Source organism: Piscinibacter gummiphilus (assembly GCF_032681285.1).
GTDB lineage: Bacteria > Pseudomonadota > Gammaproteobacteria > Burkholderiales > Burkholderiaceae_C > Rhizobacter > Rhizobacter gummiphilus_A.
In genome coordinates this window covers 2,183,935-2,198,200 of the sequence record NZ_CP136336.1, presented here as the reverse complement: position 1 = coordinate 2,198,200, position 14,266 = coordinate 2,183,935, and the positions used below count along the sequence as shown (strand labels likewise).

Below are 14,266 nucleotides of genomic sequence, written 5' to 3'. Positions count from 1 at the left end.
GCATCATAGCCAGCGATGACCTCTGCCCTGCCCTCTTCCCAAGCACCGGCTGCGCCTGCCGAACCGGCCGCGCCCGCCACGATCCCGCCCTTCGTCGCCCGCACACGCGCGCTGGCGCTGGCCAGCCTGATCGCGCTCTTCGTGCTCTGCCTCGCCTGGGAGCTGTGGCTCGCACCGGTGGGCCGCGGCACGCTCGCGATCAAGGCCCTGCCCTTGCTCATCCCGATCCCCGGCCTCTTGCGCAACCGCATGTACACCTACCGTTGGGTGAGCTTGATGGTGTGGCTGTATTTCACTGAAGGTGTCGTGCGCGCCACCAGCGACCGCGGCCTCAGCGCCTGGCTCGCCGGCGCCGAGGTGCTGCTGTGCCTCGCGCTCTTCACCGCCTGCGCGATGCACGTGCGCTGGCGGCTGCGGGCGGCGAAGGAGGCCCAGGCATGAGCACTGCTCTTCTGAGCGCACTGCGCACCGTGGTCGGTGCCGCCAACGTGATGGTCGAGGGCGACCTGTCGGCCTACGAGCTCGACTGGCGTCGTCGCTATCGAGGCAAGGCACTCGCCGTGGTGCGCCCCGCGAACCCGACCGAGGTGGCCGCCGTGGTGAAGCTGTGCGCGCGGCACGGCGCGGGCTTGGTGCCGCAAGGCGGCAACACCGGCCTCGTGGGCGGCTCAGTGCCCGACGGCAGCGGCACCCAGGTGCTGCTGAGCCTGCAGCGCATGAACAAGGTGCGCGCGATCGACGAGGCCAACCTCACGATGACGGTCGAGGCCGGCTGCATCCTGCAGGCGGCGCAACAGGCCGCCGCCGCGCGCGGGCTGCTGTTCCCGCTGAGTCTGGCGGCCGAAGGCAGCTGCACCATCGGCGGCAACCTCGCCACCAACGCCGGCGGCACGCAGGTGCTGCGCTACGGCAATGCGCGCGAGCTCTGCCTCGGCCTGGAAGTGGTCAACGCCGACGGTGAGCTGTGGGACGGCCTGGTCGGCCTGCGCAAGGACAACACCGGCTACGACCTGCGCGACCTCTTCATCGGCAGCGAAGGCACGCTCGGCATCATCACCGCCGCCACACTCAAGCTCTACCCGCAGCCCGCGGCGCGCACCACGGCCCTGGCCTCGCTCGAAACGCTTCCGAACGCGGTCGCGCTGCTGCAGATGGCGCAGGCGCGCCTGGGCGCCGGGCTCACCGGCTTCGAGGTGATGAACCGCTTTTCGCTGTCGCTGGTCCGCAAGCATTTCCCGCAGCTGCGCCAGCCACTGCCCGAGGCCGAGTGGACGGTGCTGCTGGAGCAGTCCGACACCGAGAGCGAGGCCCACGCGCGGGCGCTGTTCGAAGGCCTGCTGGAATCCGCAATGGACGCCGGCCTCATCACCGATGCCGCCGTGGCCGAGAGCATCGAGCAGTCGCGTGCCATGTGGCACCTGCGCGAGTCGATCCCACTGGCGCAGCCCGAAGAAGGCCCCAACATCAAGCACGACATCTCGCTGCCGGTCTCCTGCATCCCCGAGTTCGTGGCCAAGACCGACGCGGCGCTGCACGCGGCGCACCCCGGCACACGGTCGGTCAACTTCGGCCATCTGGGCGACGGCAACCTGCACTACAACCTGCAAGCGCCATTGGGCGTGGACGGGGCGGAGTTCCTGCGGCTGCACGAGCCTTCGGTCAACACCATCGTCTACGACGCCGTCACTGCCTATGGCGGCTCGATCTCGGCCGAGCACGGCGTGGGTGCGCTCAAGCGCGACGAGCTGACGCACCGCAAGTCGCCGGTGGCCCTGCAAATGATGCGGGCGATCAAGCGTGCGCTCGATCCTCAGGGCTTGATGAACCCCGGCCGGGTGCTCTGAGGACGCCGCGCCTAGCGCGCCGCTTCCTCCATCAGCCAGGCACTGAAGTCGCTGACTTCGGGCTTGTCGGCCGACGTCTCCGAACGCAACAGGTGGTAGCCCATCGGTGACGCCACGCTCTGGTTGAACGGCGTGACCAGCTTGCGCTCGCGCACCAGCTGGTCGACCAGCGGCAGCCGGCCGAGCGCCACACCCTGCCCGCGCAACGCGGCGCTCACCATCTGGTCGTAGTCGGAGAAATACAGTGCGGCGGCAGGCTTGATGTCGAGCTGCATCGCGCGCAGCCACATCGACCAGTCGTACAGCGGCGCACTGTGCGACTGCTCGGTGTAGAGCAAGGTGTGGTGGCGCAGGTCTTCGGGCTTCTTGAGCGGCTTGCCGGGCGTGCGCCGCAGGGCCGGGCTGCATACCGGCGTCATCACCTCGCCGAAGAGCTTCACCGCCTGCGGGCCGGCAACGGCACTGGCGCAGTAGCGGATGGCGATGTCGACACCCTCGCGTTCGAGCTTGACGAGGGTGAAGCTGGCCGAGATGCGCACATCGACCCCGGGGTAGCGCGCCGTGAACGACGACAGCCGGGGGATCAACCACAGGCCCGCAAAGCCAGGCGTGGTGGTCACGACCACTGTCTTCTGCCGCTCGATGTGGCGCAGCTGCTCGGTGGCGCCCTGCAGCTGCATCAGCACGCCCGTGGCGGTGCGGGCGAACAACTCGCCCGACTCAGTGAGGCGCAAGGCGCGGTGCATGCGCTGGAAGAGCGGCACACCCAGGCTCTCTTCGAGCGCCGCGATCTGGCGGCTGACGGCCGACTGGGTCAGCGCCAGTTCATCGGCCGCACGGGTGAAGCTCAGATGCCGGGCGGCGGCTTCGAAGGCTTCGAGCAGGTCGAGCGGGGGCAGTCTGTAGCGTCGCATGGGAGTCACCTCGCATTCCAAATCTGCATACAAAGGATGCCAAACGATCGTTTGTCATGCAACCGTCGGCTGCCGACACTGAGCACAAGCCCGCAGCCACCGATCGATCACATGACGGCAAGGCATGCAGGCCCCACCTGAAGGAGCTCACCATGCAAGTCGCCATCGTTCCCGTCACCCGCCTGCAACGGCGCCAGACCTTCCAACTGCGCGCCCGCCGCGGCGAGCGCATCGAATGCCAGAGCGGCGAACTGTGGGTCACGCAAGACGGCGACCCGCGCGACATCATCCTCGGGCCGCGGGAGTGCTTCACGCTCGACCGCGCGGGCACGGCAGTGGTGTCAGCCCTGAAGGATGCCGCCTTCGTCTACCGCCGGTCGGCCAGCCTGGCCCAAAACCCCAGGCCCGCGGCAGAAGACAAGCTCGCGCTGCCCGATTGCGCGGCAGCAGCCTACTGAAGCTTGCCCTTGGCCGCGGCCGGGATCGGCAAGGCCATGACCTCGATGCCTTCTTCCTGCAGGGCCCGGGCATCTTCGGCCGAAGCCTTGCCGCGAATGGCTCGCTCTTCGGTTTCGCCGTAGTGGATGCGGCGGGCCTCTTCGGCGAACTTGTCGCCGACGTCGACCGTCGTCGCCATCACGTGCTGCACTGCCTTCATCCACATCGACTGCAGCGTCATCGCCTGGGTCGTCTCGCCTGAAACGTCAGCCGCGGCCGGCACGCTCGGCTCGCGGGCGCCCGAAACGTTCAGGCGCGGCGCCGACGGCAGCTTCGAGATGGCCTTTTCGCCGCACATCGGGCATTCGATCAGCCCGCGATCGTTTTGCGACTGGTAATCGTCTTCGGATGCGAACCAGCCTTCGAAGGCGTGGTCGTGGGCACAGCGGAGGTTCAGGACCTTCATGATGCCCACATTATGGGCGGGGGGATGCAGCCTCCGCAGGCCCCCAACTCAAGGCCCAGCGGCCCGAGCGCCAATTCTGCAACCACAGGAGGCCGATCAGGGTCTTGGCATCGGTCAGCTCGCCGCGGGCAGCTTGGGCCTCCAGTTCGTCGACGGTCGCGATGCCGACGTCGAGAAACTCTCCCGCATCGAGCGACCGCTCGCCTGCCTGCAGGCCCCGGGCGAACCAGACCTCGATGCCTTCGTTGGAGTACGCGATAGCGTTGTGCAGGATGCCCGCCCTTGCCCATTCGCGAGCCGTATAGCCAGTCTCCTCAGCCAGCTCGCGGATGGCACACCGCAGCGGCGGCTCGCCTGCATCGAGCTTGCCGGCCGGGAATTCGAGCATCACCTGGCCCATCGGGTAGCGGTATTGCCGCTCGACCACCAGGCGACCGTCGTCGAGCAGCGGCACGATCATCACGGCGCCCGGATGGACGATGTATTCGCGCGCGGCCACGGTCCCGTCGGGCAACCGCACCTCGTCGCGGCGGACGTCGAGGAAGTGACCGCGGTAGACCTGCTGCGAGCTGATGCGCTCTTCGGTCAGATGACGGTCGCTCATGAAGGGCGCCGTCAGGTCTTGAGCGCGAGCAGCACGGCGTTGGCGCAGACCATCATCAGCCCGCCTGGCAGCAGGCCGAAGAGCACCACGGCCGCACCGTTGAGCGACAGCAGCACACGCACGTCGCCGGTGCTGGTGATGGGAGCTGTCTCGGCCGGCTCGTCGAAGTACATGACCTTCACGAGGCGCAGGTAGTAGAACGCGCCGATCAGCGACAGCACCACCGCGACGATGGCCAGCGTGATGAAGGTCGGGTCGTTGGTGGAGACCAGTGCCTGCAGCACGGCGAGCTTCGCGTAGAACCCGACCGTCGGCGGGATGCCGGCCAGCGAGAACATGAAGATCGCCATGACGGCGGCATACCAGGGGCTGCGCTTGGCCAGACCCTTGAAGTCGTCGATCTCTTCGCTTTCAAAGCCGCGGCGCGACAGCAGCATGATGATGCCGAAGGTGCCGAGCGTGGTCAGCACGTAGCTCACCAGGTAGAAGAGCGCCGACGAGTAGCCATTGGCCGCCGAGAAGGTGTTGTTCGACACCACGGTCGGCGTGAAGCCGAGCAGCATGAAGCCGATCTGGCCGATGGTCGAGTAGGCCAGCATGCGCTTCAAGTTGCTCTGCGCGATGGCGGCCAGATTGCCGACCACGAGCGACGCGACGGCGAGGAACATCAGCATCTGCTGCCAGTCGGTCGCGACACCCGACATACCCTCGACCAGCAGGCGGAAGGTGATCGCGAAGGCAGCCAGCTTCGGGGCGCCTGCGATCAGCAGCGTGACAGCCGTCGGCGCACCCTGGTACACGTCGGGAATCCACATGTGGAATGGCACGGCCCCGAGCTTGAAGGCCAGGCCGGCGACGATGAACACCACGCCGAACACCAGCACGGCCTTGTTGATCTGGCCGGTGGCGATGGCTTCGAAGACCTTCGGGATGTCGAGCGAGCCGGCCGCGCCGTACATCATCGACAGGCCGTACAGCAGGAAGCCGCTGGCCAGCGCGCCCAGCACGAAGTACTTCATCGCCGCTTCGGTCGACTCGGTGTGATCGCGGCGCATCGCGGTCAGGGCATAGAGCGACAGCGACATCAACTCCAGGCCCAGGTAGACCACGAGGAAGTTGTTGGCCGAGAGCATGATCGAGATGCCCAGGAGCGAGAAGAGGCTCAGCGTGAAGAGTTCGCCCTTCAGGATCTCGCGGTGCTCGGCATAGGGCCGGGCATAGGCGAGCGCGATCATCACCGAGATCGCAGCGAAGACACCCAGCAGGTGCCCGAGCGGGTCGGTCACGACCATGCGCTGCATGCCGTAGATGGTGAAGCCGCCGTCGAAATACAGCCAGTGCATGACGGCCACCACGGCCAGCGTCGCTTGCGTCAGCAGGTAGGTCGGCGTGCGGCGCGGATGCTTGACCCACAGGTCCACCATCGCCACCACACAGGCCATCACCAGGAGCACGAGCTCGGGATAGACGGCCAACCAGTTCATGTCTTTCATGTTGTCGGGCTCAGTTCAGCTTGGACACTGCAACGTGCTTGAGCAGCTCGGTCACGCTCACGTGCATGGTGTCGGTGAAAGGCTTCGGATAGAGGCCCATCCAGAGCGTCGCGATGGCCAGCGCTGCCAGCATCGCGAATTCGCGGGCGTTGATGTCCTTCAGGGCGCGCACGTTGTCGTTGGCGACGGGGCCGAAGTAGACGCGCTTGACCATCCACAGGTTGTAGGCCGCACCGAACACCAGCGCCGTCGCCGCCAAGGCACCGAGCCAGAAGCTCGCCTTCACGGTCCCCAGGATCACCATCCACTCCCCGACGAACCCGCCGGTACCTGGCAGACCGCAGTTCGCCATGGCGAAGAAGACCGCAAACGCGGTGAACTTGGGCATGGTGTTGACCACGCCGCCGTAGCTTGCGATCTCGCGCGAATGCACACGGTCATAGAGCACGCCGATGCACAGGAACATGGCTCCCGACACGAAGCCGTGCGAGATCATCTGGATCAGGCCGCCCGAGACGCCCAACTCGCTGAAGATGAAAAAGCCGAGCGTCACGAAACCCATGTGAGCGATCGACGAGTACGCCACCAGCTTCTTCATGTCCTGCTGCACCAGCGCGACGAGGCCGATGTAGATCACCGCGATGAGCGACAGCGCCACGATGACCCAGGTCCACTTGTGCGAGGCATCGGGCGTGATCGGCAGCGAGAATCGCAGGAAGCCGTAGGCCCCGAGCTTCAGCATGATGGCGGCCAGCACCACCGAGCCGCCGGTGGGTGCCTCGACGTGGGCGTCGGGCAGCCAGGTGTGCACTGGCCACATCGGCACCTTGACCGCGAAGGCGGCGAAGAAGGCGAAGAAGAGCAAGGTCTGCTCACCCATGGTGAGCGGCACGTTGTGCCAGGTCTGGATCTCGAAGCTGCTGCCCGACTTGAAGTACAGGAAGATCAGCGCGATCAGCATCAGGAGCGAGCCGGCCAGCGTGTAGAGGAAGAACTTGAACGCCGCGTACACCCGGCGCGGGCCACCCCACACGCCGATAATGATGTACATCGGGATGAGCGTCGCCTCGAAGAACACGTAGAACAGCAGGCCGTCGAGTGCCGAGAAAACGCCAATCATGATCCCCGAGAGGATCAGGAACGCGCCCATGTACTGGTTCACGCGTTCGTCGATCACTTCCCACGCGGCGATCACCACGATGATGGTGATGAAGGCAGTGAGGAGCACGAACCACACCGAGATGCCGTCCAGGCCCAGGTGGTAGCGCACGCGGAAGCGTTCGATCCAGGCGAAGTTCTCCTGGAACTGCATGGCCGCGGTGCCGTTGTCGAAGCCCGTGATCAACGGGATCGTGACGAGGAAGCTGACGACGGCGGCGATGAGCGCCATCCAGCGCACGGCCTTGGCGTGTTCATCGCGGCCGAGCGCGAGCAGCAAGACGCCCGCGACGATCGGCAGCCAGATGGCGAGACTGATCAAACCCATGTTCTTGTTCTCCGTGCCCGATCAGCGCCCCAGCGTCGTGCTGAGGTAGGGCCACAACTGCCAGGTCATCAAACCCAGCACCCCGAGGATCATGACCAGCGCATACCAGTACAGGCGGCCGGTCTGCACTTCACGCACCAGCGAGGCGATGCCACCCACGCCGCGTGCCGTGCCGTTGATGAGCACGCCGTCGATCAGCCCGGCATCGCCGCCCTTCCACAAGCCCGTGCCGAGCAGGCGTGCGCCCGCGGCCAGCACCTTCTCGTTGAAGGCGTCGAAGTAATACTTGTTCTCGAGGATGCGATTGATGAAGCCGGTGCGGGCTTTGATCCCGGCAGGAATCTCGGGTTTGACCATGTAGAACACGTAGGCCGTGACCACCCCCGCGAGCGCCAGCCAGAAAGGCGCCGTCTGCAGACCGTGGAGCGCCATCGCGCCCGCGCCGTGGAAGGCCTCGGCCATCTCCTTCATCGCGTGGTGCTTGCTGAGGTCGACAAAGATCGAATCCTTGAAGAACTCGCCGTAGAGCATTGGCTGGATCGTCAGGTAGCCGATGACCACCGACGGGATGGCCAGCAACGCCAGCGGCAGCCACACCACCCAGGGCGGCTCGTGCGGCGTATGAGGCTCATGGTGGCCATGCTCATCGTCGTGGTGATCGTGTTCACCGGGGAACGGCTTGTGGTGGAAGTGCTCCTTGCCGTGGAAGACGAGGAAGTACATCCGGAACGAGTAGAAGGCCGTGACGAACACGCCCGCCACCACCGCGAAGTAGGCGAAGCCAGAGCCCCACAGGTGGCTCTCGTGCACCGCTTCGATGATGCTGTCCTTCGAGTAGAAGCCCGAGAACAGCGGCGTGCCGATCAGCGCGAGCGAGCCCAGCAGCGAGGTGATCCAGGTGATGGGCATGTACTTGCGCAGGCCGCCCATGTTGCGGATGTCCTGGTCGTGGTGCATGCCGATGATCACCGAGCCTGCAGCGAGGAACAGCAGCGCCTTGAAGAAGGCGTGCGTCATCAGGTGGAAGACCGCGACCGAGTACGCCGACGCACCCAGCGCCACCGTCATGTAGCCAAGCTGCGAAAGCGTGGAGTACGCGACGACGCGCTTGATGTCGTTCTGGATGATGCCGAGGAAGCCCATGAAGAGCGCCGTGATGGCACCGATCACGAGGATGAAGCTCAGCGCCGTGTCCGACAGCTCGAAGAGCGGCGACATGCGCGCCACCATGAAGATGCCGGCCGTCACCATCGTGGCCGCGTGGATCAGCGCCGAGATCGGCGTCGGGCCTTCCATCGAGTCGGGCAGCCACACGTGCAGCGGGAACTGCGCGCTCTTGCCCATCGCGCCGATGAAGAGGCAGATGCAGGTGACGGTGAGCAGCATCCACTCGCCACCCCACAAGGGCATGGGGAACGTGAGCTTCGCGAGGTCACCCGCCTTGGCAAAGGTCTCGCTGTAGTTCAGCGTGCCGGCGTAGGCGACGATCAGCCCGATGCCGAGGATGAAGCCGAAGTCGCCGACCCGATTCACCAGGAAGGCCTTCATGTTCGCGAAGATCGCCGTCGGCTTGGTGAACCAGAAGCCGATCAGCAGGTACGACACCAGGCCCACCGCTTCCCAGCCGAAGAAGAGCTGCAGGAAGTTGTTGCTCATCACGAGCATCAACATCGAGAAGGTGAAGAGCGAGATGTACGAGAAGAAGCGCTGGTAGCCCGGGTCTTCTTCCATGTAGCCGATGGTGTAGATGTGCACCATCAACGACACGAAGGTCACGACGACCATCATCATCGCCGACAGCCCGTCGATGAGGAAGCCGACTTCCATCTTCAGGCCACCGAGCACCATCCACTCGTAGACAGTGGCGTTGAAGCGCGCGCCGTCGATCACGTCCTTCAGCACAAACGCCGAGATGATGAACGACACCAGCACACCGAGGATGGTGGCGACGTGGCTGCCACGGCGGCCGATCAGCTTGCCGAAAAAGCCGGCGAGGATGGCGCCGGCCAGCGGCGCGAGCGGAACGGCGAGGAGCAGGTTCGGATTGAGAGTCGCGGTCATGCCGTCAGCCCTTCAGCGCGTCGAGCTCGTCGACGTTGATGTTCGAGCGGTTGCGGAACAGCACCACCAGGATCGCGAGGCCGATCGCCGACTCGGCGGCGGCCACGGTGAGGATGAAGAACACGAACACTTGGCCCGCCATGTCGCCCAGGTAGTGCGAGAAGGCCACGAAGTTCAGGTTGACCGCCAGCAGCATCAACTCGATGGCCATCAGCAGCACGATCAGGTTCTTGCGGTTGAGGAAGATCCCAATCACCGACAGCGCAAACAGGATCGCGCCCAGCGTGAGGTAGTGCCCGAGTGCGACCGGGCCGGCAAAGAGGCTTGTCATTTGGTCTCTCCAGCCGGCGCGGCCGGGGGTGCTGGGGGCGCAGGCGGCGGCTCGACGACCGGCTGCATCTTCACGATGCGCAGGCGATCGGCCTTCTTCACCTTGACCTGTTGCGACGGGTCGATCGCCTTGCTGTCCTTGCGCTGGCGCAGGGTCAGCGCGATCGCCGCGATGATGGCCACGAGCAGGATCAGGGCCGCAATCTGCAGCGGGTAAAGGTAGTTGGTGTAGATCTCGATGCCGAGCAACTTGGTGTTGCCCATCGAGATCGACTTGGCGTCGGCGGGCGGCGCATTGACAACGTCAAAGCCGGGAATGAGCACGAGCGCCATCTCCAGGACGATCACCACGCCGACGATCGCTGCGACGGGAAAGTGCTTCCAGAAGCCGACCCGCAGTGCATCGACGTTGATGTCCAACATCATCACCACGAAGAGGAACAGCACCATCACCGCGCCCACGTAGACGAGCACGAGCGAGATGGCCAGGAACTCGGCGCGCAGCAGCAGCCACACGCACGAAGCCGAGAAGAAGGCGAGCACGAGGAAGAGCGCCGAATGCACGGCGCTGCGGGCCGTGATCACGCGAAACGCGGCGACCAGCAGCACGGCAGAAAAGACGTAGAAGAGCGCGGTGGATGTATCCATGTGGTTCTTGTGACGGTCACGCTGAACGGGCATGAAGGCCCTGAAGGGTCAGCGATAGCGCGCGTCAGCCTCCTTGTTGGCCGCGATTTCCTTTTCGTAGCGGTCGCCCACGGCCAGCAGCATGTCCTTGGTGAAGTACAGGTCGCCGCGCTTTTCGCCGTGGTATTCGAAGATGTGCGTCTCGACGATCGAGTCGACCGGGCAGCTCTCTTCGCAGAAGCCGCAGAAGATGCATTTGGTCAGGTCGATGTCGTAGCGCGTGGTGCGGCGCGAGCCATCGTCGCGGATGTCCGACTCGATGGTGATCGCGAGCGCCGGGCACACCGCTTCGCACAGCTTGCAGGCGATGCAACGCTCTTCACCGTTGTCATAGCGGCGCAGCGCGTGGAGGCCGCGGAAACGCGGCGACAGCGGCGTCTTCTCTTCCGGGAACTGCACGGTGATCGTGCGCGACAGGAAGTGGCGGCCGGTCAGGGCCATGCCCTTGAAGAGTTCGGCGAGCAGGAAGCTCGAAAACAGATTCTTGACGGATGCAACAGCGCTCATGGCATTGCCCTCTGATTACTTCCAGATGTTCCAGGGCGACTGGATCCACAGGCCGACGACCACCAGCCAGACGAGGGTGACGGGGATGAAGATCTTCCAGCCCAGACGCATGATCTGGTCATAGCGGTAGCGCGGGAAGGTCGAGCGCACCCACAGGAAGATGGTCACGACGCAGAAGGTCTTGCCGAAGAACCAGAACCAGTCCCAGAACCACGCAGACGCTTGGATCCACGCCGGCGTCTGCATGCCGATCGCCGCGAACGAGATCGGGGCCAGCCAACCGCCGAGGAACATGGTCACGGCCAGCGCCGACACGAGGATCATGTTGGCGTACTCGGCCAGGAAGAACATGGCGAAGGCCATGCCGGAGTACTCGATCATGTGCCCGGCGACGATCTCGGATTCGCCTTCCACCACGTCGAACGGGTGGCGGTTGGTTTCAGCCAGACCCGAGATGAAGTAAACGACGAAGATCGGCAGCAGCGGCAGCCAGTTCCACGACAGGAAGTTGACGCCCATCGATGCGAAGGTGCCCTTGTTCTGGCCGAGCACGATGTCGGTCATGTTGAGGCTGGCCGAGACCATCAGCACCACGACCAGCGCGAAGCCCATCGCGATTTCGTAGCTGACCATCTGCGCCGACGCACGCAGGGCGCCCAGGAAGGCGTACTTCGAGTTGGACGCCCAGCCGGCAATGATGACGCCGTAGACCTCCATCGAGGTGATCGCCATCAGGAACAACAGGCCGGCATTGATGTTGGACACCGCCACTTCGGGCCCGAACGGCACCACCGCCCAGGCGGCCAGCGCCGGCATGATGGTCATGATCGGGCCGAGCAGGAAGAGGCCCTTGTTGGCCGCCGTCGGGAGGATGATCTCCTTGAAGATCAGCTTCACCGCATCGGCGATCGGGGTCAGCAGGCCCCAAGGGCCCACGCGGTTCGGGCCGGGGCGGATCTGCGTCCAGCCGATGGCCTTGCGCTCCCAGAGCGTGAGGTAGGCGACGCAAATCATCAGCGGCGCGACGAGCGCGATGATCTTGATCAGGCTCCAGGCGACCGCCCAGGTGTTGGGCCAGGCCTGGGTGAACTGGTTGAACATGTCGACCATGGTCAGGCCTTCTCCACGGTGATGGCGCCGAACATCGCACCCAGCGAGGCGGTGCACGGGTGACCGGCCGGCACGCGCACGGAGGTCGACGCGAGAGAGGCATCAAGGCGCGCAGGCAGCACCGCCTGGGCCTGACCTTGCGAGACACGCACCGAAGCACCTTCGCTCAGCCCGAGTTGCAGCCACAGCGCCGACGGGATGTCGGCCACCGGCGGCTTCGCATCGGCGGTGAGCTGCAGCGAGGTGGCACGGCGCACCAACGAGTCGGTGCAGTAGATCGGCACATCGGCAATGCGCTCGAGGCCGGCGGCGGCTTTCACCACGTCGGCAGGCGCCACGGCGGCCTTGTTGCTCAGGCGGCCCGCCACGGTGGCGAGATCGCCCAGCGCTTCGGCCTTCACCTCTTCCGAGGTTTCGAACTCGAAGCCTTTCAGGCCCAGCATGTTGCCGAGCACGCGCAGCACCTTCCAGGCCGGGCGGGTGTCGCCGAGCGGGCGCACCACGCCGTGGAAGCTCTGCACGCGCCCTTCTGCGTTGACGAAGCTGCCCGAGGTTTCGCTGAACGGCGAGATGGGCAGCAGCACGTCGGCGTTGTCGACCGCGGCGTTCTTGAACGAGGTGAGCGCGACCACCATCTGCGCGCCGTTGAGGGCTTCGCGTGCGGCGGCCGGGTTCGCGGCGTCGTAGGCAGGCTCGGTGTTGAGCAGCAGCACGGCCTTCAGGCCGCCGGTCGACAGCATCTGGCCAGCGTTCAGGCCGCCGTTGCCGGGCATTGCGTTGACGAGTTGTGCGCCTACCGTGTTGGCGGCTTCGATGAGGTAGCCGACGGTCGCGCCGGTCTGCTCGCCGATCCATTGCGCCAGGGCCAGCAGCTGGCTGGCCTGGGGATGCTGGGCGGCGGCGTTGCCGAGCAGCACAGCCTTGCGTTCACCTGCCAGCAGTGCGGCCGCGATGGCCTTGGCGGCATCGGTCGCTTCGGCTTGCACGGGGGCCGAAACACCCTCGCTGGCGGCAACGGCACTTGCCACTTCGGCCAGCGCCTGCGTCCAGAGGCTCGGAGCCACGATGAGGTCGTTCGAGGTCGGGATCAGCCAGTCATCGGCCACCGCATTGATGCGCGACACCTTGGCGCCCTTGCGTGCGGCCTGGCGGATGCGCTGGGCAAAGAGCGGGTGGTCCTTGCGAAGGAAGGACCCGACGACCAGCGCGCTCTGCAGCGTGGAAAGCGAAGCGATCGAAGTGCCCAGCCAACGCACGCCCGCGGTGTTCGAGAAGTCGGCGTGGCGCAAGCGGTGATCGATGTTTTCGCTGCCGAGGCCACGCACCAGCTTCGCGAGCAGGTGCAATTCTTCCGTCGTGCTGTGGGCGGAGCCCAGCGCGCCGATGGCCTTGGCACCGTGATCGGTCTTGATCTGCTTCAGGCCATTGGCCACGTATTCGAGCGCGGTGGTCCAGTCGACCGTCTTCCATTCGCCGCCTTGCTTGAGCATCGGGGCGGTCAGGCGATCTTCGCTGTTGACGGCTTCGTAGGAGAAGCGGTCGCGGTCCGCCAGCCAGCACTCGTTGACGTCTTCGTTCTCGAGCGGCACGACACGCAGCACCTTGTGGTTCTTCACCTGAACGATCAGGTTGGCGCCGGTGCTGTCATGCGGGCTCACGCTCTTGCGACGCGACAGCTCCCAGGTGCGGGCGCTGTAGCGGAAGGGCTTGCTGGTGATCGCGCCCACAGGGCACAGGTCGATCATGTTGCCCGAGAGCTCGGAGTCGACGGTGTCGCCGGTGATGGTGGTGATCTCGGAGTGCTCGCCCCGGTGCACCATGCCAAGCTCCATGATGCCGGCCACTTCCTGGCCGAAGCGCACGCAGCGGGTGCAGTGGATGCAGCGGCTCATCTCCTCCATCGACAGCAGCGGGCCGACTTCCTTGTGGAAGACGACGCGCTTTTCTTCGGTGTAGCGGGAGGCCGATCCACCGTAGCCCACGGCCAGGTCTTGCAGCTGGCACTCGCCGCCCTGGTCGCAGATGGGGCAGTCGAGCGGGTGGTTGATGAGCAGGAACTCCATCACGCCCTGCTGGGCCTTGATGGCTTTGTCGCTCTTGGTGCGCACGATCATGCCCTGCGTGACCGGCGTGGCGCAGGCGGGCATGGGCTTCGGAGCCTTCTCCACCTCGACCAGGCACATGCGGCAGTTGGCGGCGATGGAGAGCTTCTTGTGGTAGCAGAAGTGCGGGATGTAGGTGCCGGCCTTGTCGGCCGCATGCATCACCATGCTGCCTTCGGCGACCTCTACCTTCTTCCCGTCGAGTTCGATTTCGATCATGTCGT

At 65.3% G+C, this 14,266-nt stretch carries 14 protein-coding genes; 3 read left to right on the top strand and 11 right to left on the bottom strand.

What is annotated here, in order from left to right; all coding sequences use genetic code 11:
* The first annotated feature begins 15 nt into the window (after positions 1-15).
* Both RXV79_RS10345 and RXV79_RS10340 read left to right on the top strand, forming a co-directional pair.
* The gene (locus RXV79_RS10345) at positions 16-441 is read left to right on the top strand and encodes a DUF2069 domain-containing protein (protein ID WP_316703345.1); all 426 of its coding nucleotides are present in this window, start codon (positions 16-18) and stop codon (positions 439-441) included.
* On the top strand, positions 438-1,844 hold the full coding sequence (locus RXV79_RS10340) for an FAD-binding oxidoreductase (RefSeq protein WP_316703344.1): 1,407 nt from the start codon (positions 438-440) through the stop codon (positions 1,842-1,844). Before RXV79_RS10345 ends, RXV79_RS10340 begins: the two co-directional genes overlap by 4 nt.
* A gap of 11 nt (positions 1,845-1,855) precedes the next feature.
* On the opposite strand, the gene gcvA is transcribed toward RXV79_RS10340, so the two are convergent.
* A complete protein-coding gene (gene gcvA, locus RXV79_RS10335; protein WP_316703342.1) occupies positions 1,856-2,758 on the bottom strand; it encodes a transcriptional regulator GcvA in 903 nt (300 codons plus the stop codon).
* 152 nt (positions 2,759-2,910) lie between these two features.
* On the opposite strand from gcvA, the gene RXV79_RS10330 reads away from it, so the two are divergent.
* Positions 2,911-3,216, top strand: coding sequence for a DUF2917 domain-containing protein (locus RXV79_RS10330; RefSeq protein ID WP_316703341.1), 306 nt, complete (start codon positions 2,911-2,913; stop codon positions 3,214-3,216).
* Here RXV79_RS10330 and RXV79_RS10325 read toward each other — a convergent pair.
* Genes RXV79_RS10325 through nuoG form a run of 10 tightly spaced genes read right to left on the bottom strand, consistent with a single transcriptional unit; the run spans position 3,210 to position 14,261 of the window.
* Positions 3,210-3,662 carry a DUF1178 family protein gene (locus RXV79_RS10325; RefSeq protein WP_316703340.1) on the bottom strand — a complete coding sequence of 151 codons (453 nt, stop codon included), beginning with the start codon at positions 3,660-3,662 and terminating at the stop codon, positions 3,210-3,212. The genes RXV79_RS10330 and RXV79_RS10325 overlap by 7 nt on opposite strands.
* Before the next feature lie 10 nt (positions 3,663-3,672).
* Complete coding sequence (locus RXV79_RS10320) at positions 3,673-4,266, bottom strand: NUDIX domain-containing protein (protein ID WP_316703339.1); 594 nt, start codon at positions 4,264-4,266, stop codon at positions 3,673-3,675.
* Positions 4,267-4,277: 11 nt separating this feature from the next.
* A complete protein-coding gene (nuoN, locus tag RXV79_RS10315; protein ID WP_316703338.1) occupies positions 4,278-5,759 on the bottom strand; it encodes an NADH-quinone oxidoreductase subunit NuoN in 1,482 nt (493 codons plus the stop codon).
* Between the two features lie 10 nt (positions 5,760-5,769).
* The gene (locus RXV79_RS10310; RefSeq protein WP_316703337.1) at positions 5,770-7,245 is read right to left on the bottom strand and encodes an NADH-quinone oxidoreductase subunit M; all 1,476 of its coding nucleotides are present in this window, start codon (positions 7,243-7,245) and stop codon (positions 5,770-5,772) included.
* A gap of 21 nt (positions 7,246-7,266) precedes the next feature.
* Positions 7,267-9,306 (bottom strand): NADH-quinone oxidoreductase subunit L, encoded by a 2,040-nt coding sequence (nuoL, locus tag RXV79_RS10305; protein ID WP_316703336.1) that lies wholly within the window; start codon positions 9,304-9,306, stop codon positions 7,267-7,269.
* 4 nt (positions 9,307-9,310) lie between these two features.
* Positions 9,311-9,637, bottom strand: a complete 327-nt coding sequence (nuoK, locus tag RXV79_RS10300) for an NADH-quinone oxidoreductase subunit NuoK (RefSeq protein WP_296720270.1) — start codon at positions 9,635-9,637, stop codon at positions 9,311-9,313.
* On the bottom strand, positions 9,634-10,284 hold the full coding sequence (locus RXV79_RS10295) for an NADH-quinone oxidoreductase subunit J (RefSeq protein ID WP_316703335.1): 651 nt from the start codon (positions 10,282-10,284) through the stop codon (positions 9,634-9,636). The genes nuoK and RXV79_RS10295 overlap by 4 nt, the downstream gene beginning before the upstream one ends.
* 48 nt (positions 10,285-10,332) lie before the next feature.
* Positions 10,333-10,830, bottom strand: a complete 498-nt coding sequence (nuoI, locus tag RXV79_RS10290) for an NADH-quinone oxidoreductase subunit NuoI (RefSeq protein WP_316703334.1) — start codon at positions 10,828-10,830, stop codon at positions 10,333-10,335.
* A gap of 15 nt (positions 10,831-10,845) precedes the next feature.
* Entirely contained in the window at positions 10,846-11,940 is a 1,095-nt protein-coding gene (nuoH, locus tag RXV79_RS10285; protein WP_316703333.1) for an NADH-quinone oxidoreductase subunit NuoH, read from the bottom strand.
* Between the two features lie 2 nt (positions 11,941-11,942).
* The gene (gene nuoG / locus RXV79_RS10280; protein ID WP_316703332.1) at positions 11,943-14,261 is read right to left on the bottom strand and encodes an NADH-quinone oxidoreductase subunit NuoG; all 2,319 of its coding nucleotides are present in this window, start codon (positions 14,259-14,261) and stop codon (positions 11,943-11,945) included.
* Positions 14,262-14,266: the final 5 nt, after the last annotated feature.